The sequence below is a fragment of the Nonomuraea polychroma genome (assembly GCF_004011505.1).
In the GTDB taxonomy this organism is placed as follows: domain Bacteria; phylum Actinomycetota; class Actinomycetes; order Streptosporangiales; family Streptosporangiaceae; genus Nonomuraea; species Nonomuraea polychroma.
In genome coordinates, this window is sequence record NZ_SAUN01000001.1 from 1230943 (window position 1) to 1251469 (window position 20527).

The following is a 20527-nucleotide window of genomic DNA, read 5'->3' on the forward strand; positions in this document are numbered from 1 at the left end:
CTGCTTAAACGATATGGTGGCGCTGGACCATTCCGGGACAAAGATCTGAGGGGCGCTCGTGGCAATTCGCGTGTGGGACTACCGTCAGGAGTACGAGAATGAGCGGGCCGACATTCTCGACGCGGTGGAAACCGTGTTCAACTCGGGCTGGCTCATCCTGGGAAAGAGCGTCGAGGGCTTCGAGCGCGAATTCGCCGAATACCACGGCGCCGGCTATTGCACGACCGTGGACAACGGGACCAACGCCATCAAGCTAGGCCTCGAGGCCCTCGGCGTCGGCCCCGGCGACGAGGTCATCACCGTCTCGAACACCGCGGCGCCCACCGTGGTCGCCATCGACGGCGCCCGGGCGACCCCGGTCTTCGTGGACGTCCGCGAGGAGGACTTCCTCATGGACGTCAGCCAGGTGAAGGACGCGATCACCCCGCGGACCAAGGCGCTGCTGCCTGTGCACCTGTACGGCCAGTGCGCCGACATGGCGCCGCTGCGCCGGCTGGCCGACGAGCACGGGCTGAAGATCATCGAGGATTGCGCGCAGGCGCACGGGGCACGCCACCACGGCGAGGTCGCCGGCTCCATGGGCGATGCGGCTGCGTTCTCCTTCTACCCCACCAAGGTCCTGGGGGCTTACGGTGACGGCGGCGCCGTCGTGACCTCCGACCCCGAGGTGGACCACAACATGCGCCAGTTGCGGTACTACGGCATGGAGACCGTGTACTACGTCGTGCGCACGCCGGGGCACAACTCCCGGCTGGACGAGGTCCAGGCCGAGATCCTGCTGCGGAAGCTGCGTCGGCTCGACGCCTACATCGAGGGGCGCCGGGCCGTGGCGCGGCGCTATGCGGAGGGCCTGGCCGACGTCGCCGGGCCAGGCGGGCTCATCCTGCCGTCCGTGGCGCCAGGCAACGAGCACGTCTACTACGTGTACGTGGTCAGGCACCCGGAGCGGGACAAGATCATCGAAGAGATGAAAAAGTATGACATCGAGCTGAACATTAGCTATCCGTGGCCTGTCCACACGATGACCGGATTCGAGCACCTCGGCTACGCCAAGGGGTCGCTACCCGTCACCGAACGGCTCGCGGACGAGGTCTTCTCGCTGCCCATGTATCCGGCGCTGTCCGAGGACACCCAGGAGCTGATCATCACGTCGCTCCGGGACGTGCTGTCCCGGCTCTGACGGCACCAGTAAATCGATCCACGTCACTCCCGAGGAGCGGGGCAACGTGCAAGAGATCATCGACACCATCCTTTCCGGCGAGGCCGTATCAAAGGACTTCGCGAACCTGGCGATCCCGGAGGCCTACCGGGGCAACGTCCTGCTCAAGGAGGACATCGGCATCTTCGACGGAGTGCCCTCCGCGGACAAGGACCCCCGCAAGTCGGTGCACCTGCGGGACGTGCCGACCCCCGAGCTCGGGCTGGGCGAGGCGTTGGTCGCGGTCATGGCCAGCTCCGTCAACTACAACACCGTCTGGTCCTCGATCTTCGAGCCGGTGCCGACGTTCGGCTTCCTGGAGCGCTACGGCCGGCGCAACGAGCTGGCCAGACGGCACGATCTGCCGTATCACGTCATCGGCTCAGACATGGCCGGGGTGGTCCTGCGTACCGGGGCGGGCGTGAACGCGTGGAAGCCGGGCGACGAGGTCGTCGCCCACTGCCTGTCCGTCGAGCTGGAGTCGCCCGACGGCCACGGCGACACAATGCTCGACTCCGAGCAGCGCGTCTGGGGCTTCGAGACCAACTTCGGCGGCCTCGCCGAGATCGCGCTCGTCAAGGCCAACCAGCTCATGCCCAAACCCCCGCACCTGACGTGGGAGGAGGCCGCGAGCTCCGGGCTGGTCAACTCGACCGCGTACCGGCAGCTGGTGTCCAGGAACGGCGCCGGCATGAAGCAGGGCGACAACGTGCTGATCTGGGGCGCCAGCGGCGGGCTCGGCTCGTATGCCACCCAGCTGGCGCTCGTCGGCGGCGCGAACCCGATCTGCGTGGTCTCCAGCGAGGAGAAGGCCGGCATCTGCCGCGCCATGGGCGCCGAGGCGATCATCGATCGCCAGGCCGAGGACTACCGGTTCTGGAGCGACGAGCGTACCCAGGACCCGAAGGAGTGGCGGCGCTTCGGCAAGCGAATCCGCGAGCTGACCGGCGGCGAGGACGTCGACATCGTCTTCGAGCACCCGGGGCGCGAGACCTTCGGCGCGAGCGTGTACGTGGCCCGCAAGGGCGGCACGATCGTCACCTGCGCCTCCACCTCCGGCTACATGCACGAGTTCGACAACCGCTACCTGTGGATGTCGCTCAAGCGGATCATCGGCTCGCACTTCGCCAACTACCGCGAGGCGTGGGAGGCCAACCGCCTGATCGTCAAGGGGAAGATCCATCCGACGCTCTCCACCGTGTACCCGCTGGAGCAGGCCGGCCAGGCCGCCCACGACGTGCACCGTAATCTGCACAAGGGCAAGGTCGGCGTGCTGGCGCTCGCGCCGCGCGAAGGCCTTGGCGTCCGCGACGAGGAGTCGCGGTCCAAGCACATCGACGCCATCAACCGCTATCGCACGGACCGGCACTGAGAGCAGGGGGCTTGGTGAGCACCAACGGAGAATGGGTCCGCCGTTTCCACGCGGCGGACGGCAGCGGCGTGCGGCTGGTCGTCTTCCCGCACGCCGGCGGTTCGGCGAGCTACTACTTCGCGATGTCGCAGGGGCTGGCGCCGGGTGTGGAGACGGTGGTGCTGCAGTACCCGGGGCGCCAGGACCGCTTCGCCGAAGGCTGCATCGACGACCTCGGCACGCTGGCCGACCGGGCATTCGACGCGCTGCGCGGCTGGGATGATCGACCGCTGGCGTTCTTCGGCCACAGCATGGGCTCTATCGTGGCCTTCGAGGTGGCACGGAGATTCCAAGAGCGTGGAGGCGGGCCGCCGGCCTGGTTGTTCGCCTCCGGCTACCCGGCTCCCTCGCGGCTGCGCGGGGGAGACGTGCACCTGCGCGACGACGCCGGCATCGTGGCCGAGCTGACCGCGGTGGGCGGCATCGACCCGGCCTGGCTGAAGGACGAGGGCCTGCTCGCCACCATCATGCCGCCGTTGCGCGGCGACTACACGGCGATCGAGACGCATCCGCGCACGTACGGGGTCCGGCTCGACTGCCCCATCACCGCGCTGGTCGCGCAGGCCGACCCGTACACGACCGTCGCCGAGTCGGAGTCCTGGCGGGAGCACACCTCCCGCGCGTTCGACCTGCGCGTCTACCCGGGCGGCCACTTCTATCTGGAGCAGCACCGGGCGGAGCTGGTGGACACGATCGCCGCCACGCTCAAGGGCGTGGCGGCGGGCGCTAGACCGTGACGACCTCTGCCGGCTGGACGCGGTACGAGGTGATCGCCTCGACGACCTCGTCCACGTCGGCCTCGGTCAGCCCCGTGTAGAGCGGCAGCCGTACCACCTGGTCGGCGGCGCGCTCGGTCACGGGGCAGCCGCCGACCGCGGTGCGGCCGTAGCGCAACCCCGCCGGGGCGCTGTGCAGAGGCTGGTAGTGCGGCGTCGCCTGGACTCCGCGCTCGGCGAGGTGGGCGCGGAAGGCCTCGCGGTTCTCGGCGTCGGGGAGCAGCAGGTAGTAGATGTGCGCCGGCTGCCGGCACCCGTCGGGTACGGTCGGCTGGACGACTCCGGACTCGGCCGCCCAGTCGGCCAGCCGCTCGTGGTAGGCGTCCCACACCTGCAGGCGGCGCTCCTGGATCTCGCCGAAGCGCTCGAGCTGAGCGGTCAGGAAGGCGGCGAGCAGCTCGGACGGCAGGTAGCTGGAGCCGAGGTCGACCCAGTGGTACTTGTCGATCGTGCCCCGGTAGTACTGCGTCCGGTTGGTACCCTTCTCGCGGATGATCTCGGCGGGCTCGACCAGGTCCTCCTGGTTCACCACCAGCGCGCCGCCCTCGCCGCAGTGCACGTTCTTCGTCGAGTGGAAGCTCTGCGTGGCCAGCGCGCCGATCGAGCCGAGCGGCCGGCCGTAGTAGGTCCCGCCCAGCCCGTGGGCGTTGTCCTCGACCACGGCCAGCCCGTAGCGTCCGGCCAGCTTCATGATGGCGTCCATGTCGCAGGCCACGCCGGCGTAGTGGACGACGACGACGGCCTTGGTGCGCTCGGTGATCTCCTCCTCGATGAGCCGTTCGTCGAGGTTGAGCGTGTCGGGACGGCTGTCCACGAAGACAGGGACCGCGCCGCGGACGGCGTAGGCGTTCGCGGTGGAGGGGAACGTGAACGAGGGCATGATGACCTCGTCGCCCGGGCTCAGCCGCAGCAGCAGTCCCGTCATGTCCAGCGCGTGCGAGCAGGACGTGGTCAGCAGCGCGGCGCCGGTCCCGATCATCTCCTTGAGCAGGGCCGAGGCCCGGGCCGTGAACGGCCCGTCGCCTTCCAGCGTCCCGCCGGACATCGCCGTGGCCATGTATCCGGACTCCGCACCCGTCAGGTACGGCCGGTTGAAGGGAATCCTGTTCATCCCAGGAGCTCCTCGAGGTTGCCGACCACCTGGGCCGGGGCGGGCTGCGCGAGGTTCTCCTCCCGCAGGACGGCGGCGGCCTTGCGCTGGGCGCAGTCGCCGGCCAGCGCGACGGCCGCGGAGGCCACCTCGCCGGCGTCGATCGGGTCCGCGTCCACCGCGACCGCGGCGCCGGCGTCGATCAGGCACTGCACCTCGTAGACCGCGCCGGGGTTGTACGGCACCACCACCTGCGGGACGCCGTGGTGGAGCGCGGTCATCGTGGTGCCCACGCCGCCGTGGTTCACCGACACCGCGCAGGTCGGCAGGACGATGTTCAGCGGCAGGTCCACCACGACCCGCACCCCGCCAGGCAGTTCCTCCAGGCCTGTCTGGTTCCAGGCCCGCACGGCCACCAGGGTCTCCACGTCCTCGGCGGCGAGCGCGCTGACCAGTGTGGCGAGCGGATGCGCCGACTCCCCGGCGCCGGGCGTGGTGTTCGACGTCAGCCAGGACACGCAGACCCGCGGCCGGTCGGCCGACTCACGCAGCCAGGCGGGGAGCGCTCCCGACCCGTTGAACGGGACGTAGCGGGCCGGCAGCCGCTTTGGGATGGCCGCGGCCTGCAGGCTGGGAGGCCCCGGCTCGATGCTCGCCACGGCCGGGTACGCTGCGGGCTCGACCCCGCACAGGTCGTACAGGTCGCGCAGCTCGGCCGGCCACTTCCCGGGGTCGGCGCTGTAGCCGGGGAACTCGGTCAGCGTCCCCCGCTCGGGCAGCGGCCCCCACAGGTGATGGACGAGCGGCGCCCCGGCGGCCGCGGCGATCAGGGGAGCCACCAGCGTGATCGGGTCTGAGACGACCAGATCGGGGCGCCACGCCCGGGCGAACGGCGCGAGCTCGTCGAGCATTGCCGCCGCCGTTCGGACGTGCGGGAGTATCCGCAGCTCGGCATAGCGGCGAAACGCCTCGGGGGACATCGACGAGACGTCGCCTGACGCGCTCGGGCCCTCCCCGGTCTCCCGCCGCACGATTTCCCCGGCCGCGGTGATGTTCGCCATCAGATCGTACGCGCCGCCGACGGGCACGGCTTGCAGGCCGGCGGCCACGATGGAGTCGACGACTGGCGGCTGGCCGGCCACGTACACCTCATGGCCGGCGCTCTGGAACGCCCAGGCCAGCGGCGCCATCGGGTAGAAGTGACTGGGCACGGCGGCCGGAATGAAGAGTACGCGCATCGCCCCTCCGTCTAGTGTGTCGTGCCATCGCAGCAGGGAGCCCTAAAAGGGGGACGAAGCGCGTCTAAACCGGCGATTTTAGGGGTTGCCGGGCATCGGGCCGGTTGCGAGACTCGATGGTCTATGACGGGGAAGTTGCTGGCCATCAGCGATCTGCACGTTCACTACGAGGACAACAAGCGCGTCGTCGAGGCGTTGAGACCGGAGTCGGACGGCGACTGGCTGCTCCTTCCCGGCGACATCGGCGAGATGATCTCCGACGTCGAGTGGGCGTTGAATCTGCTCAGCGAGAGATTCTCGACGGTGGTGTGGGCACCGGGGAACCACGAGCTGTGGACCCACCCGGGAGATCCGGTACAGCTGCGCGGCGAGGAGCGGTACCGGCTCCTGGTGGAGACATGCCGCCGGTACGGGGTCGTGACTCCTGAGGACCCCTACCCGATCTGGGACGGGGAGGGCGGCCCCCTGGCCATCGCGCCGTTGTTCGTGTTGTACGACTACACCTTCAGAGCCGGGCACGCCACCAAGGAGGCCGCGCTGGAGGCGGCTTACGAGTCGGGAGTGGTGTGCACGGACGAGTTCCTCCTGCATCCTGACCCGTACCCGAGCCGGGAGGCGTGGTGCCGGGCCCGGCTGGAGATCACCGAGAGGCGGCTGGCCGAGCTGCCCGGCGACCTGCCGATCATCCTGGTCAATCACTTCCCGCTCGTCCGGCGGCCCACGGAGATCCTGAGATATCCGGAGTTCGCCCTGTGGTGCGGCACGGAGGCCACGGCCGCGTGGCTGCGGCGCTACCACGTGGTCGCCACCGTCTACGGGCACCTGCACATCCCCCGGCTGATCGTGCAGGACGGGCTGCCGCACTACGAGGTCTCGCTCGGCTACCCGCGGGAGTGGCGACCTCGCCCGTCCGCGCCCGGGCTGACGACGATCCTTCCCCAGCCGGCTGCAGTGGCGTAGGGGGTCGAGCCGGTGATCGAGGAGATCCTGCCGCGTGAGGTCGTTTCCGTGGAGTCGTTCGGAGACCTCGACGAGGAGCTGTTCCCCGAGGAGGAGGCGGCGATCGCGCGGGCGGTGGACAAGCGGCGGCGCGAGTTCGCCACCGTCCGCGCCTGCGCGCGCCACGCGCTCGCCCGTCTCGGCCGCCCCCCTGTGCCGCTGTTACCGGGGGAGCGGGGTGCGCCCCGCTGGCCGCACGGCGTCGTCGGAAGTATGACCCACTGCGAGGGCTACCGCGGTGCGGCCGTGGCCATGGACGACGACATGCTGACCGTGGGGCTCGACGCCGAGCCCCACGCCCCCCTGCCCGACGGCGTGCTCGGGGCCGTCTCGCTCGACAGTGAACGCCGCATGCTCGCCGAGCTGGCGGCCGCGGCCGGGGACGTGTGCTGGGACCGGCTGCTGTTCAGCGCGAAGGAGTCGGTGTACAAGGCGTGGTATCCGCTCGTCGGGAAAATGCTGGACTTCGACGAGGCCGAACTCGACTTCGACCCGTCCGGCGCCTTCCGGGCACGCCTGCTGGTCCCCGGCCCGCTGGTGAACGGCGCGCAGCTGACCGGCTTCCACGGCCGCTGGCTGGTGCGCGACGGGCTGGTCATGACGGCCATCGCGGTCGCGGCGCAGGCCTCGCCCGCATAATGCTGCGGTTTTAGCGGCGATTTAGGAATAATGCCTAAGTTGCTCCCATGTCTGAATGCAGGGTATGCGGCGGCGTAGTCGATGAATTCTTCGATTTCGGCCGCCAGCCATTGTCCGACGTATTCTGCAAGGAGGCCGCCCCGAGCGACGAATTCTTCTTCAGGCTGGCCGTCGGCGTGTGCGGCTCCTGCACGATGGTCCAGCTCATGGAGGAAGTGCCGCGCGAGCGCATGTTCCACGAGGACTACCCGTACCGGTCCTCGGGTTCGGCGACCATGCGCGGCCACTTCGAGAAGGTGGCCCACACCTTCCTCCAGACCGAGCTGACCGGCCCCGATCCGTTCATCGTGGAGATCGGCTGCAACGACGGCGCCATGCTGCGCAGCATCCAGGAGGCCGGCATCCGGCACTTGGGCGTCGAGCCGTCCGGTGGCGTCGCGGACGTGGCCCGCGCGGCGGGCGTGCAGGTGCGGACCGCGTTCTTCGAGGAGTCGACGGCGCGGGAGATAGCGGCGGAGCACGGGCCGGCGAACGTGATTTACGCCGCCAACACCATCTGCCACATTCCCTATCTCGGCTCCATTTTCGCCGGAGTGTCGGCGCTGCTCGCCGACGACGGCGTATTCCTCTTCGAGGACCCGTATCTCGGGGAGATCGTCAAGCGCGCGTCCTTCGACCAGATCTACGACGAGCATTTCTATTTCTTCAGCGCCCACTCCGTGCGGGCGGCGGCGCGCCGCTTCGGCCTGGAACTGGTGGACGTCGAGCGGCTGCCGGTCCACGGCGGTGAGCTGCGGTACACGATCGCCCGCAGCGGCTCCCGGCCAGTGAGCGCGATGGTGACGGAGGTGCTGGCGGAAGAGGCGGAGCAGCGGCTTCACGACCCCGCGACGTTCCAGGATCTTGCCGCGCGCATCCGCCGCAACTGCCAGGACCTGGTCACGTTGTTGCGCGAGCTGAAGGACAAGGGGCGGCGTGTGGTCGCCTATGGCGCCACGGCCAAGAGCGCCACGGTCGCCAATTACTGCGGCATCGGGCCCGATCTGGTCTCGGCCGTCTACGACATCACCCCCGAGAAGCAGGGCCTGTACACGCCCGGCATGCACATCCCAGTGCGGCCGATGGAGGAGTTCCACACTACGTATCCCGACTACACGCTGCTGTTCGCGTGGAACTTCGCCGACGAGATCCTCGCCAAGGAGTCGGGCTACCGCGACAGCGGAGGCAAATGGATCCTCTACGTTCCGGACGTGCACGTCCTCTGAGCCGTCATCGCACCTATTTCAGGAGTTGGGCGTGAACGAGACGACAGAAAAGCAGGAAATCGACGAACGCGCGATCGAGGTCGGCACCGAGGCGCTCCAGGAAACATTGGTGGATCCGGGGCCGCTCGACATCCGGGGGCTCGCGCTCGCGGCCGCTACTCGGGCCGGACGATACAAGCCCGGAGTCGACTCCGAAGAAGACGCCCTGGCCGCCTGCATCGTGCGGACGGTGACCGAGGTGGTCGAGAAGCTGACAGTCAGCGACGACAGCGACACGGCAGGCGTGGGAACCACCGTCGAATACGTGGACGCCTTCTCCGATGAGAACGGCAAGCGAGTGGGCACGATGACGGGTAATGCTGTGGTGGTGGCCATGGCTCCGCACATGTGGCAGTTCCATCGCAGCACGACGGAGTTCGACGACGGGACCATCGAGCACGTCGGCCTGGTGGACTGCACGGCGTTGATGCGTCGTATGACGCAGATTCACTCCATCGTCGGGACCAGCGGCGTGTACGAGGGCAAGACCGGATTCATGGCGTTCGAGCTGAGCGACCCGCACAAGCGACCGCCCCTGTTCTCCGTCACCTTCGTTCTCTGCTGACAAGCGGACCCCGGGAAGAGCCCGTCACGGCTGGTGCCGTGGCGGGCTCTGCAATTGCGGCGGGGGTTCCGCCGACCCGGCCGGCGAGCCGTGGCAAGGACAGGTCATGACCGAAGGACGGATGGCGACCCCTATTCACAGGGGCACCTCGAAACGCTGGAGCACCAGGTAGTCGGCGCACCGGGGGTGATCGCGGCCTGCGCGCGCCGTCCGGGACGGCGCCGCTCGCCATCCGCCGTATGAATAAGACACTCGGGCGGAAAACCCCGCCGCGCTGAAATCGTATTCCGCGTGTTCGGGGCAGAGTCAATCAGGCCTAACTCTGGAGAGTCATGGCCTTTTAGCACTGCGTATTCATGGGGGTAGGGGTTCGTAGGGGTATACGACCGCCAAGCCTCTTCCTAGACTCTCCGTGAGGGAACTCGGATCGAATCTCCAAATGATCCTAACGGCGCTAGACCGGGGGAAGGGACACGATCATGACGTTACCTGCTGGCGCTCAGCTAAGCGGACTATCCGATGACGAGCCGACCTTACTCTGCCCGTACTCACGTGGTGTTGCGCAGTCCGGGCGGCGAAGAAACACGAGGTCACCCGCATTCTCGACGCTCCTCGCATTTCTTGATGACGGCCGGCGGCCGTCCCAGGCCAAACCGGTTAACAGTGAGGATCAGCGATCGTGAGATATGAGATATTGGGGCCGCTCAGGGTAGTAGATGAAGGCAGGCAGACCTTTATCAGCGCACGGAAAATCGAGATTGTTCTCACCACTCTGCTGATTCGTTCTGGCCAGATCGTCACGCCCGATCAACTCATGGAAGAAATCTGGGGTTACAATCCACCGCGCCGGGCCACGGCGGGTCTGCACGTCTACATTTCTCAGGTCAGGAAATTCCTGCACCGTCCGTGGCAGACGGAGAACCCCATCGTCACAAGGCCGCCCGGCTATCTGCTACGCCAGGGTGCGGACGAAGTCGACTACCAGTTGTTCCTGGAGCTGATCGAGCAGGGGCGCACGCTGATGCGGCAACGCCGCCCCGAGGAGGCCTCGGCGCTCCTGGAACGGGCGATCGGACTCTGGCGCGGCCCCGCGCTGGGCGACCCGCGCGGTGGGCCGATCCTCGAGGGCTTCGCGACCCGCATGATGGAGTCGCGCCTGGAATGCCTGGAGATGCTGGCCGACGCGCAGCTGGAGATGGGCCGCCACCGCGAGCTGGTGGGCAGGCTCTACTCGCTCGTCGCGGAGCACCCCCTGTGCGAGGCGTTCTACCGCCAGCTCATGCTGGCGTTGTACCGCTCGGAGCGTCAGGCCGATGCGCTGGAGGTCTACCAAACCGCGCGGCGGACGCTGAACGAGGAACTCGGCCTCGAACCATGCCAGGCGCTCAGGGACCTGCAGGCGGCGATCCTCGCCGCCGACGACCAGCTCCACCTCCACGGATCATCCTTCGCCGCCGCTTCGTGACACACCAAAATGGGCCGGACCCTCAAGGGTCCGGCCCACGCGCGTGTACGCCCGGCATGGGCGATTGCTTGGGGGTGAAAGTCCCCTGGAGGAAGAGGTAGTGCTAACTCCGAGCCGGAGGCAACTGCGTCGTCGTGAGGCGAGGTGGGGAGGAAGCCCGAGGCGAAACCCTGCACCGAGGAACGCGAACCGCGTATGAGGCATGCCAGCTGGGGTGAGCCTGCATGCTACGGCGAAGCCCGTCACTGCCAAGACGGCTGGTGTGTAAACGCGGCGGTTGCAGGGGGAAAGTGATCGTTCTTATCCGGGGAGGTCTGTCCGGGTGTCGGTTGTGCTGTCGTTGTCGCCGCGCCGACGGTGGTCATCGTGAGGTGGGCACTGACCGGGCAGAAGTCAGCAGAGGTCGTAGTACCGGTGAGGGGAACGGACAATCAGCCGGGAAGGACCGAACGTCAGGTAGAGCGGGTGAGGGTGAGGTGCTCGTGCCGGTCGCGGTGATCGCAGCCATCTCGCGTGTGCGGGCCCGTGGTGGGAGGGGCCGGTGCATCCGGTGAGTACCACGACGGAGCGTAGCGGCAGGTCGGCGCCCTTACCGGAGTCCGTGATCCCGGGCCTGGGGGTCTCGTTGTGGGAGCAGATGCTTTCGCCGGGGAATCTGGGCCGGGCGTTGAGGCGTGTGGAGGCCAACCGGGGCGCGCCTGGCGTGGACGGAATGAGCACGGAAGAACTTCGTCCGTGGATCCGCGAGCACTGGGCGAGCGTGCGGGAGGCGTTGGATGCGGGCACGTATCGGCCGTTGCCGGTCCGCCGGGTGGTGATCCCCAAACCCGGGGGCGGTCAGCGGATGCTGGGAGTGCCCACTGTGCTGGACAGGTTGATCCAGCAGGCGATTGCGCAAGTGCTCGTGCCGATCTTCGACCCGTTCTTTTCCGGTTCCAGCTTCGGGTTTCGCCCTGGCAAGTCCGCCCATCAGGCGGTGCGGGTCGCGCGGCGATGTGTGGAGGATGGGCTGCGATGGGTGGTAGATGTCGATCTTGAACGGTTCTTTGACCGGGTCCAGTTCGACGTGCTGATGGCACGGGTGGCGCGCAAGGTCGACGACCGCAAGATCCTCAAACTCATCCGGGCGTATCTGGAGGCCGGAGTGATGGTCGATGGGATCGTCCAGGCCACGGTGGAGGGGACTCCTCAGGGTTCCCCGCTGTCGCCGATCTTGTCGAACATCATGCTGGATGATCTGGACCGGGAGTTGTGGAAACGCGGTCACCGGTTCGTCCGCTTCGCTGATGACATCCGTGTCTTCGTGCGCAGCAGACGGGCCGCGCACCGGGTGCTCGACTCGGTGACCACGATGATCGAGCAGCGGTTGAAACTCAAGGTCAACACCGAGAAGTCCTCGGTCCGGCACGCTCGCGAGGCGACGTTGCTGGGGTTCGGGTTCTTCTTCACTCGGTCCGGGGTCAAGATCCGGGTCGATCCAAAGGCGGTCAGCCGCCTGAAGGACCGCATCCGGGAGTTGACCAGTCGCAGGTGGAGCGTGTCGATGCCCTGCAGGATCGGCAAGCTCAACGCCTATGTCACCGGGTGGATGGCCTACTTCCATCTGGCCGACACCCCCAGGGTGTTCAAGGATCTGGATGAGTGGTTTCGCCGTCGGATGCGGCAGATCCGCTGGAAAGAATGGAAGAAGCCCAAGACCCGACGCCGCAACCTGCGCAAGCTCGGCATCCCTGACCACAAGGCCAGGGAATGGGCATCGAGCGGCAAGGGCTACTGGCGCATCGCGGGCTCACCCATCCTGGCGCGGGCACTGCCCAACATCCACTGGACCGACCTTGGCCTGAAGGGTCTCTATCCGACCTGGCACAGGCTCAAAACCACGGCCTGACGAACCGCCGGATGCGGGCCCGCATGTCCGGTGGTGTGAGAGGGGACGGGTCAACCCCGTCCCCTACTCGATTCGTCCTCCGGCCTGCATCACGCCGACGAGAGGCGTTGACGGACGCGCGTCAGGCGCAGCATCAGCCCCAGGACCGCCGTCTGCAGGTTGCGGATGCCGCGGGCGCGCAGGAGCGAGACCGTGGACCACAGCTGCGTCTCCTGCACGTGGTTCGGGGAGGCGTGCACGTCGTCGTGTTCGATCAGGTCGAGCCTGCGCACGTGCTCCTTCAGCAGTCGTACGTCGTCGTACGGAATCACCTCGTCACGCAGGCTCGCGGTGTAGGCGACGGGGACGTCGAGCGCCGCGAGCTGCGCGGGGGTCAGCGCCCAGCCGTCCGCCCCGACGACGCCCTCCGGTCTGGCCGTCATGTGGGCCAGGGTGTCCTGGGTGATCTTGGGTAGCGCGCCTTGCCAGACGAGGTCGGTGAAGAACGCGCTGACCGGGGCGCCCACGGTGACCACGCCCCTGATACGCGCGTCGTCCACCGCGCAGCGCAGCGCCAGGTGGCCGCTGAAGCTCAGGGCCGTCAGATGCGTACGCGACACGTCCGCCCGGTCGGCGACGTCGTCGAGCAGGCCCGAGATCATCTGCCAGCTGTCCGGGTCGTAGGGCAGCGTGTTCTCCCCGGTAGAGGGCATCTCGGTGACGATGACCGCCATCCCGAGCCGTTGCGCGTGCACGAGAAGAGGTGCCCACTGCTCCTTGACCGTCATGTTGCCGCCCATCATCACCAGCAGCGGCTTGCGGTCCGCGGTGGACAGCCCGGCGGTCCAGCAGCGCACACGACCCCCTTTGAGCTGCACCTCCAGTTGCTCGATCGCCCGGTGCGCCGACCTCCACCGGTCCAGCGCCGTGATGCACCTGTCCAGGGCCTCCTGGCGGGCGGGCCCGTCCACGTAGGGGAACCTGGCCATGGCGTAATGCCGACTGGCCTCGAGGTCCTGGCCCTGCCGCTCCAGCGCCTCACCTGCGCGGCACCACTCCCCGACCCACGAGCCGGCCCCCAACCCCTCGTCGGTCTCTATGCGGTCGAGGATCTCCTGGAATCCGCGCATCCGCTGACCCCGGGCGTGCACCCCGATGTACGCCTTGAGCTCCGCCACGTCGTTCACTGCTCTGCCTCCACTTGGTCACGGTCGGCGTCACGGCCGGCCGGGTGGCCGGCGGGCACGGGCGACTCCAGCGCCCGGCAGGTCTCCAGACCCTCCTTGATCTCGGCGAGCACGTCGGCCGCCTCCGCGCCGTCGATGACGCGATGGTCGAAGGTCAGGCTGAGCCGCATGATCGGCGCCACTGCCACCTCTCCGTCGCGTACGACGGCGCTGTCCTGGGCCGCGCCGAGGCCGAGGGTGACCGTCGCGCCGCCGACCGAGTAGAAGTCCTCCACTGGTCGGTGGCCGAGCGAGGTGACCGCGAACGTCCCCATGGTCTCGGAGCGCCGGGCCAGCGGGCGCACGCCGAGCCGGTAGGCGAGCCTGGCCAGCGACCACGGCAGGCGCTGCAGCAGGCGCATCGGAGCGAACTCCGGCATGGTGGCCGGGTCGCCGTCGCGGAAATGGTCCACCTGGCGCTGGATCTCGTCGAGATCGGCCTTGTGCAGGTCGCGCAGGACCGTCGAGACCACAACCCGCTGGCCGTTCACGCTCTTGTCCAGGGTCAGCTTCCCGTTGACCGACTGGTACCAGGCGACCCGCGGCCGGCGGCGTCCCCGCACCGCGGCGTTCGCCTCCGGGTGCAGGGCCAGCACGCGCGCGGCCGTGTGCAGGACGTACGAGACCATCGAGTACCTGCGGCCGTGGGCGCGTGCGGCCGCCTGGTGCGCCCGCACCTCGGTCACGTCGACGCCCGTGCCGAGGAAGACCGGCTGGATGGCGCGTGTCTCGTCCAGGAAGATCAGCGTGTGGCGGCGCTCACGCGGGATGGGCGCTTGCCTGAAGGCGCGCTCCGTCATGACGCCACCGCCGGCTGCGTGGCGGCGCCGGGGGTGTGGCGGTCGCTTCCGTGACGGAATCTGTAAATGTTGTCAAGTGCATTCATGACCGCACCTCCGGCCGGAGACGAACGTCGGCTGGGTTATCCGCCAGCCTGGCGGTCATCGTCACCGACTGGGCTAAAGCGCGTCTTGCCCTGACCTGGAGCGCACGGCCCGGAAATGCCGCCCATTCGGCGCGGCGCTTTCGGAGGGTGGCCATCCGCATTTCCAGAGCGACTTTTGCCGCGCTTCAGGCTGCCACGTTATGTTGCCCGAATGAAAGGGAGAGACCTTTGTGACATCTTGGAATCGAACGATCCCCTCATCGGATTGCAGGCCGTGGGCGCGCTGCACCGGCTGGCTGAACGGGTGGAATGGATTTCGGTCGACCTGGCCCGCCGTCAGGGTTTCACCTGGGAGCAGATTGGCGACGCGCTGGGGATGTCCCGGCAGGCGGCGCGTGTCAAGCACGGAAAGTGAGCGCCCATGTTCGAAGAGTTTGCCGAGGACACGCGCGCGGTGATCGACTCGGCGCTGGTGGAGGTGGGGCAGCGTGGTGATCAACGCCTCGGCACCGAACACCTGCTCCTCGGCCTGCTGCACGTCCCCGTCTCGCCCTGGGCGCGTGCCCTGGGGGTCTCCCTCGCCACGGCCCGCAGGACTCTGGACGAGATCGACCGCTCGGCGCTGGCGGTCATCCAGATCGACATCAGCAGGGTCCGGCTGGGCGGCACGCCGCCGCCCGCGACCAAGGGAATCCCGTGGACCTACGCCGCTCGCGGGGTCATCAAGCACGCCGCCGAGGAGATGGTGCACAGGCGCGGCCGGTCTCTGGAGCCGAAGCACATCCTGCTCGGCATCCTGGAGAGCAGGCGTCCCGACCTGGCCTCGGCCGTGCTGGACCAGCTCGCGGTCGATCGCACCGCAGTGCGCAACCGCCTGCGCTGACTCCCCGCGACGGCGGAGCGGGCCGCATCGTCGATCGCGGCCCGCTCCGCCGTCGGAGCAGCTGCGGCCCACAGGGGGACAGCGGCTGAACGCGGGGACTTGCGCGCGCTGCCGGCGGCCCCTCAGGCCCTGGCGGCCGGAGCGTCGAGTTCGGGCACCCGTACCGGAGGCATGGGCGGCCAGCGTGTTGGACGGGCCGATGTGCTGATAGTGGGCCGGGATGGGCGAGGCCGGCAGCCGGCCGGCGCACTCGCCGGTGTCGCCGATGGCCGGCAACGGGTTGTCCGCCGCCTCCCCGCAGATGCTGGAGGTGTGCCGGCCCACGCCCGTGGCCGTGCAGAACGAGCCCTCGCCGTGCGTGGGGTACAGGCCGGCAGCGCGGCCGGCCGGCGCAGCGAGTCGTGCTGAGGGCGGGCCAGCGTGCGGGCGCGCGCCGCGATCACCGAGATCACCCCGGCCAGCCGGCCGTGCGCGAGCTTGCAGCCGTGTCAGCGCGTCACCCGCCATGCCCTCGAGTCAACTCCATGCCTGGATAAAACCCTCGGGGGGTATTCATGACTACAAGGTGGGTTCCGGGCGACTATGGAAACGGTTTTCATATGCTAATGTCGCGATCGCCCCAATCCCCTTGAACTCTGGACATTCCGTGCGTTATCCCAGCCTTACGCATGCCCTCGCGGCTGTCTGTGTCCTTTCCCTGGCCGCCTGTTCTGTCCCGGCGGGTGGGCAGAGCACGGACCCCGTTTCGACCGGCGGGCGCATCAAGCTGGCGATGCTCCAGCCCCCGCGCACGGGCCTGTCCCCGTTCAGCGACGACGCCTTCAAGCTGTCGCGCTGGTCCACCGCCGAGACCCTGATCAACCTGGACGAGAACGGCGACGCGCAACCGGCGCTCGCCACCGCGTGGGCGCGGACCTCCGCACGGACCTGGGAGTTCACCGTGCGCCCTGGTGTGACCTTCCATGACGGCACCCCGCTGACCGCCCAGGTCGCCGCCAACACGCTGACCCGCGCCACCCAGGCCACTCCCAAGCCCCGTATCCTCGACGGCGTCGAGCTGACCGCCAAGGCGGAGGGCGACAAGGTCGTGGTGACCACGGGCGAGCCCGATCCGCTCGTACCGCAGCGCCTGTCCTCGCCGCAGTTGTCGATCCTGGCGGAAAGCGCCTATCGCCCGGACGGCACGGTGAACCCGGTCGGCGCCGGCAGCGGCCCCTTCAAGCTGACCCGGGTCAACGGCACCACGACCGCCACCCTCGACCGTTACGACGGCTACTGGGGCGAGAAGGCCAAGGCCGGCGGCATCGACGTCGCCTTCGTGCCGGACGGCACCGCGCGCGCCGCCGCCATCCGCAGCGGTGAGGCGCACATCGCCGAGGCGGTGCCGGTCTCGCAGGCCGCGCTGCTGCAGAAGGAGACGATCAGCGAGGTGCCGATGCCGCGCACCAACACCCTCTACCTGAACACCAAGACCGGCCCCTTCAAGGACCCGGCGGTACGTGCCGCCGCACGCACGGCCATCGACCCCGCGCAACTGGTCACCGGCGTGTACGAGGGCCGCGCCGACATCGCGCGCGGCCTCCTGGGACCCGCTCTGGCGTGGGCCGCCGAGGGCCGCCGCCCTCTGGCCGAGCGCCCGGCGGCCACGGACGCCAAGGGCGTGTCGATCACCCTGGCCACCTACTCCGATCGGGCGGAGTTGCCGGAGGTCGCCTCGGTGCTGCAGCAACAACTCCAGGCCGCCGGGTTCGCCGTCAAGCTCGTGGTCCGCGAGTACGCGCACATCGAGGACGACGCGCTGGCCGGCGAGTTCGACGCGTTCATCCTCTCCCGCGCGACCGTGCTCGACTCGGGCGACCCGGTGGCGTACATGCAGGCCGACTTCACCTGCGACGGCTCCTTCAACCTGGCCAAGCTGTGCGACGAGGACGTCGACCGGGCCGTGAAGAAGGCCGCGGCGACGGATGCCGGCGCCGCGAGGCGCGCGGCGATCATGGAGGCCGAGGCGGCGATCCTGCGCACCGACGCCGCGATCCCGATGTTGCACGAGCGCGTCATCCAGGGTGACGCCACCACGGTGGTGGACTCGGCGAAGGACCCGCGCGAGCGCATCCTGATCACCACCGACACCCGGCTGAAATGACGGCGGCGGGAATGGGTGAGCGCGCCGGCGTGCTGGTCTCCCGCGCCGTCGCCCTCGTCGCGATCATCGCCGCGGTCGGGCTGCTGCCCTGGTTGTCCGGCCGTGACGCGGCGCTGTCGCTGCTGCGCGCCCGGTCGGGCGAGCAGGAGCCGACGCCGGAGGTCCTGGAGGCCATCCGGCGGGACCTGGGCCTGGACGGCGGTCCCCTGCCGGTGCTCGGCGAGTGGCTGGCAGGCGTGCTGCGCGGCGATTTCGGCCGCTCCTGGGCGAACGGCGGCCCGGTGCTGCCCTCGGTGGTGTCGGGGCTCGGCGTCTCGCTCACGCTGATGGGCGCGGCGCTGGTCGTGACGCTGGTCCTGGCCTGCGTGTTGTGCGCGCCGACGCTGGTGCGCGGCGCTCGCGGCACCCTGCGCGGCGGCCGCGGCACGGGGGCCGCGGCCGCCGTGCTCGCCGCGCTGCCCGAGTTCCTCGTCGCGACGTTGCTGCTGATCACGCTGTCGGTGTGGCTGGGCTGGCTGCCGCCCTACGGCTGGCGCAACCCGCAGGACATGGTGTTGCCCGCGCTCGCGCTCGGCATCCCGGCGGGCGGGGCGCTGGGGCGGCTGGTGGACGACGCGCTGCCTGAGGTGTTCGCCGAGCCGTGGGTGGGCTTGTGGCGTTCGGCCGGCTGCGGTCCCGGCGTGCTCGCGCGGGCGGTGCTGCGGCGTGCGCTGCCGGCTCTCGTGCCGCAGTTCGGGCTGGTCGCGGTGGGGCTGACGGGCGGCGCGGTGGCCGTCGAGACGGTGTTCGCGGTGCCCGGCATCGGGCGTACCGCCCTGGGCGCGGCGGAATCGCAGGACCTGCCGCTGCTGCAGGCCGCGGTGCTCGCCCTCGTCCTGCTCGGCGTGCTCGCCGGGATCCTGGCGAACGCCGCACGGCGCTGGATGCTCGGCCCCGGGCTGAGTGACGCCGCCCTGTCGCTGCCCGCGCCGGTGACCGGTGACGGCCGGGCACGCCGCCTGGTCCCCGCCGCCTGCGCCGCCGTGCTTGCGGCCGCCATCGGCTGGGGGCTGCTCCTCGACCCGCTGGCCGTGGACCTGGCCGCCAGGCTCGCGGGGCCGAGCTGGGACCATCCGCTCGGCACGGACGCGCTCGGCCGGGACGTGCTGGCCAGGGCCGGTCACGGGGCGGCGGCCACGGTCGGGGTGGCGGCGCTGGTCTGCGCGGCCTCCTATGTCGTCTCCCTGGCCATCGGCTTCCTGCCCGGCCTCACCTCCGGGGCCGCCGACATCGCCAACGCCGTGCCGCCGGCGATCGCCGGAATCCTGGTCGCGGCGTTGCTGGGTCCCAGCACGCTCGGCGCGTCCGTCGCGGTCGCTCTGGTGTCCTGGCCCATGCTCGCCGCCCACGCGGCCGCGCTGGTCTCCGAGACCCGTGCCGCCGCTCACCTGGTGTCCCAGCGCGCGATCGGCTCGCCACCCGCCTGGATCCTGACCCGTCACGTCCTCCCCGCGGTCGCCGGTCCGCTCGCCCGGCACGCGGTGCTGCGCCTGCCCGGCATCGCCCTGGCCGTGGCCTCCCTCGGCTTCCTGGGGCTGGGGGCGCAGCCGCCCGCTCCGGAGTGGGGGCTGACGCTGGCCGAGTCGCTGCCGTACGTCGAACGCGCGCCGTGGGCGGCGCTCGTCCCGGCGGGGATGCTGCTGCTCCTGTCCGCCCTGGCGGTCTCGTTGTCCACTCTCCCCGGTACGCGGGGACGGCCGGCATGACGGGTCCGGACGTGACAGGCCCGGACGTGACAGGCGCGGACGTGACAGGCGCGGACGTGACAGGCGCGGACGTGACAGGCGCGGACGTGACAGGCGCGGAACCGCTGCTGCGCGTGCGCGACCTGCGCATCGCCGGCCAGGACACCGAACTCGTCCGCGGGCTGTCCTTCGAGGTCGACCGCGGCGAGACGCTCGCCGTCGTCGGCGAGTCCGGCGCCGGCAAGTCGCTCACCGCGCGCGCCGTGCTCGGATTGACGCCGCCGGGTCTGCGCGTCTCCGGCAGCGTACGCATGGACGGGCAGGAGTTCCGCGGCGCCCCCGAGCGCCTCTACCGCCGGATACGAGGCCGGCTCGTCGCGTTCGTGCCGCAGGACGCGCTGTCGGTGCTCAGCCCGGTGCACACCGTCGGCGACCAGCTCGCCCTCGCCGCGAGGTCCGTGCGGCGGCTGAGCCGCAGGGCCGCCGGCGAACGCGCGGTCGCCGCGCTGGAGCGGGCCGGCATCCCCGACGCGGCCCGGCGCGCGCGTGCCTACCCGCACGAGTTCTCCGGCGGGATGCGCCAGCGAGTGGTGATCGCCATGGCCACCGTCAACGATCCCGCCCTCATCGTCGCCGACGAGCCGACCACCGCGCTGGATCCGGTGACGCAGGACCGCATCCTGCGCATGCTGGTGGAGCCGCGCGAGGGCACACGGCCGGCCATGCTGCTGGTCACGCACGATCTGGCGGTGGCCGCCGCGCACGCGGACCGGGTGCTCGTCATGTACGCGGGGCGGTTCGTCGAATCCGGCCCGGTCGGCCCGGTGCTGCGCCGTCCCCGTGCCCCCTACACGGGCGGGCTCGTCGCCTCCCTGCCGGGGCAGCTGGCGACGGGCAGGCGGCTGCCGTCGATCGGCGGCTCGCCACCACGACCTGGCGCGCTGCCGAGCGGATGCGCCTTCGCGCCCCGCTGCCCGGCCGCCGCCGACGAATGCCGTGTGCGGGAGCCGCAGCCGCGCGAGGCCGGTGACGGGCGGTTGGTCGCCTGCCATCGGCTCGTCGACCTGCCGGATCCGGTGACCGGCCTGTTCAAGGAGCGCGTATGACGCTGGC

Annotated in this window: 18 protein-coding genes; 14 read left to right on the top strand and 4 right to left on the bottom strand. The window is 69.7% G+C overall.

Features of this window, described 5'->3' with window-relative positions:
- The first annotated feature begins 58 nt into the window (after nucleotides 1-58).
- The 3 genes from EDD27_RS05395 to EDD27_RS05405 are packed head-to-tail and all read left to right on the top strand — an operon-like array spanning nucleotide 59 to nucleotide 3346.
- On the top strand, nucleotides 59-1180 hold the full coding sequence (locus EDD27_RS05395; RefSeq protein ID WP_127931351.1) for a DegT/DnrJ/EryC1/StrS family aminotransferase: 1122 nt from the start codon (nucleotides 59-61) through the stop codon (nucleotides 1178-1180).
- 46 nt (nucleotides 1181-1226) lie between these two features.
- The gene (ccrA, locus tag EDD27_RS05400; RefSeq protein WP_127931352.1) at nucleotides 1227-2570 is read left to right on the top strand and encodes a crotonyl-CoA carboxylase/reductase; all 1344 of its coding nucleotides are present in this window, start codon (nucleotides 1227-1229) and stop codon (nucleotides 2568-2570) included.
- A 14-nt stretch (nucleotides 2571-2584) separates the two neighbouring features.
- On the top strand, nucleotides 2585-3346 hold the full coding sequence (locus EDD27_RS05405; RefSeq protein WP_241563877.1) for a thioesterase II family protein: 762 nt from the start codon (nucleotides 2585-2587) through the stop codon (nucleotides 3344-3346).
- On the opposite strand, the gene rffA is transcribed toward EDD27_RS05405, so the two are convergent.
- Both rffA and EDD27_RS05415 read right to left on the bottom strand, forming a co-directional pair.
- Nucleotides 3336-4496, bottom strand: a complete 1161-nt coding sequence (rffA, locus tag EDD27_RS05410) for a dTDP-4-amino-4,6-dideoxygalactose transaminase (protein ID WP_127931354.1) — start codon at nucleotides 4494-4496, stop codon at nucleotides 3336-3338. The two genes, EDD27_RS05405 and rffA, sit on opposite strands and share 11 nt — an antisense overlap.
- A complete protein-coding gene (locus tag EDD27_RS05415; RefSeq protein ID WP_127931355.1) occupies nucleotides 4493-5713 on the bottom strand; it encodes a nucleotide disphospho-sugar-binding domain-containing protein in 1221 nt (406 codons plus the stop codon). Before EDD27_RS05415 ends, rffA begins: the two co-directional genes overlap by 4 nt.
- Before the next feature lie 123 nt (nucleotides 5714-5836).
- On the opposite strand from EDD27_RS05415, the gene EDD27_RS05420 reads away from it, so the two are divergent.
- From EDD27_RS05420 to ltrA, 6 genes are all read left to right on the top strand, one after another.
- Nucleotides 5837-6673 carry a metallophosphoesterase family protein gene (locus tag EDD27_RS05420; protein WP_127931356.1) on the top strand — a complete coding sequence of 279 codons (837 nt, stop codon included), beginning with the start codon at nucleotides 5837-5839 and terminating at the stop codon, nucleotides 6671-6673.
- Nucleotides 6674-6685: 12 nt separating this feature from the next.
- Nucleotides 6686-7351: a 4'-phosphopantetheinyl transferase family protein gene (locus EDD27_RS05425; protein WP_127931357.1), complete on the top strand. Its 666-nt coding sequence runs from the start codon at nucleotides 6686-6688 to the stop codon at nucleotides 7349-7351.
- Between the two features lie 47 nt (nucleotides 7352-7398).
- Nucleotides 7399-8616, top strand: a complete 1218-nt coding sequence (locus EDD27_RS05430; protein WP_127931358.1) for a class I SAM-dependent methyltransferase — start codon at nucleotides 7399-7401, stop codon at nucleotides 8614-8616.
- Nucleotides 8617-8647: 31 nt separating this feature from the next.
- Nucleotides 8648-9220, top strand: coding sequence for an allene oxide cyclase barrel-like domain-containing protein (locus tag EDD27_RS05435; RefSeq protein ID WP_127931359.1), 573 nt, complete (start codon nucleotides 8648-8650; stop codon nucleotides 9218-9220).
- A 679-nt stretch (nucleotides 9221-9899) separates the two neighbouring features.
- A complete protein-coding gene (locus EDD27_RS05440; RefSeq protein ID WP_127931360.1) occupies nucleotides 9900-10685 on the top strand; it encodes an AfsR/SARP family transcriptional regulator in 786 nt (261 codons plus the stop codon).
- A gap of 637 nt (nucleotides 10686-11322) precedes the next feature.
- Nucleotides 11323-12573: a group II intron reverse transcriptase/maturase gene (ltrA, locus tag EDD27_RS05445; protein ID WP_277750825.1), complete on the top strand. Its 1251-nt coding sequence runs from the start codon at nucleotides 11323-11325 to the stop codon at nucleotides 12571-12573.
- A gap of 89 nt (nucleotides 12574-12662) precedes the next feature.
- On the opposite strand, the gene EDD27_RS05450 is transcribed toward ltrA, so the two are convergent.
- Both EDD27_RS05450 and EDD27_RS05455 read right to left on the bottom strand, forming a co-directional pair.
- Nucleotides 12663-13739 carry an alpha/beta fold hydrolase gene (locus EDD27_RS05450; RefSeq protein ID WP_206641264.1) on the bottom strand — a complete coding sequence of 359 codons (1077 nt, stop codon included), beginning with the start codon at nucleotides 13737-13739 and terminating at the stop codon, nucleotides 12663-12665.
- A complete protein-coding gene (locus EDD27_RS05455) occupies nucleotides 13736-14578 on the bottom strand; it encodes a 2-oxo acid dehydrogenase subunit E2 (RefSeq protein ID WP_127931361.1) in 843 nt (280 codons plus the stop codon). Before EDD27_RS05455 ends, EDD27_RS05450 begins: the two co-directional genes overlap by 4 nt.
- 324 nt (nucleotides 14579-14902) lie before the next feature.
- Here EDD27_RS05455 and EDD27_RS05460 point away from each other — a divergent pair, with 324 nt between their 5' ends.
- From EDD27_RS05460 to EDD27_RS05485, 5 genes are all read left to right on the top strand, one after another.
- Nucleotides 14903-15079: a hypothetical protein gene (locus tag EDD27_RS05460; protein WP_421914777.1), complete on the top strand. Its 177-nt coding sequence runs from the start codon at nucleotides 14903-14905 to the stop codon at nucleotides 15077-15079.
- Between the two features lie 6 nt (nucleotides 15080-15085).
- Nucleotides 15086-15547 (top strand): Clp protease N-terminal domain-containing protein, encoded by a 462-nt coding sequence (locus EDD27_RS05465; RefSeq protein ID WP_127931363.1) that lies wholly within the window; start codon nucleotides 15086-15088, stop codon nucleotides 15545-15547.
- Nucleotides 15548-16319: 772 nt separating this feature from the next.
- Entirely contained in the window at nucleotides 16320-17690 is a 1371-nt protein-coding gene (locus tag EDD27_RS05475) for an ABC transporter substrate-binding protein (protein ID WP_241563880.1), read from the top strand.
- An 11-nt stretch (nucleotides 17691-17701) separates the two neighbouring features.
- Nucleotides 17702-19435: an ABC transporter permease subunit gene (locus EDD27_RS05480; protein ID WP_241563881.1), complete on the top strand. Its 1734-nt coding sequence runs from the start codon at nucleotides 17702-17704 to the stop codon at nucleotides 19433-19435.
- Entirely contained in the window at nucleotides 19432-20520 is a 1089-nt protein-coding gene (locus tag EDD27_RS05485) for an ABC transporter ATP-binding protein (protein ID WP_127931366.1), read from the top strand. Before EDD27_RS05480 ends, EDD27_RS05485 begins: the two co-directional genes overlap by 4 nt.
- The last annotated feature ends 7 nt before the right edge of the window (nucleotides 20521-20527 follow it).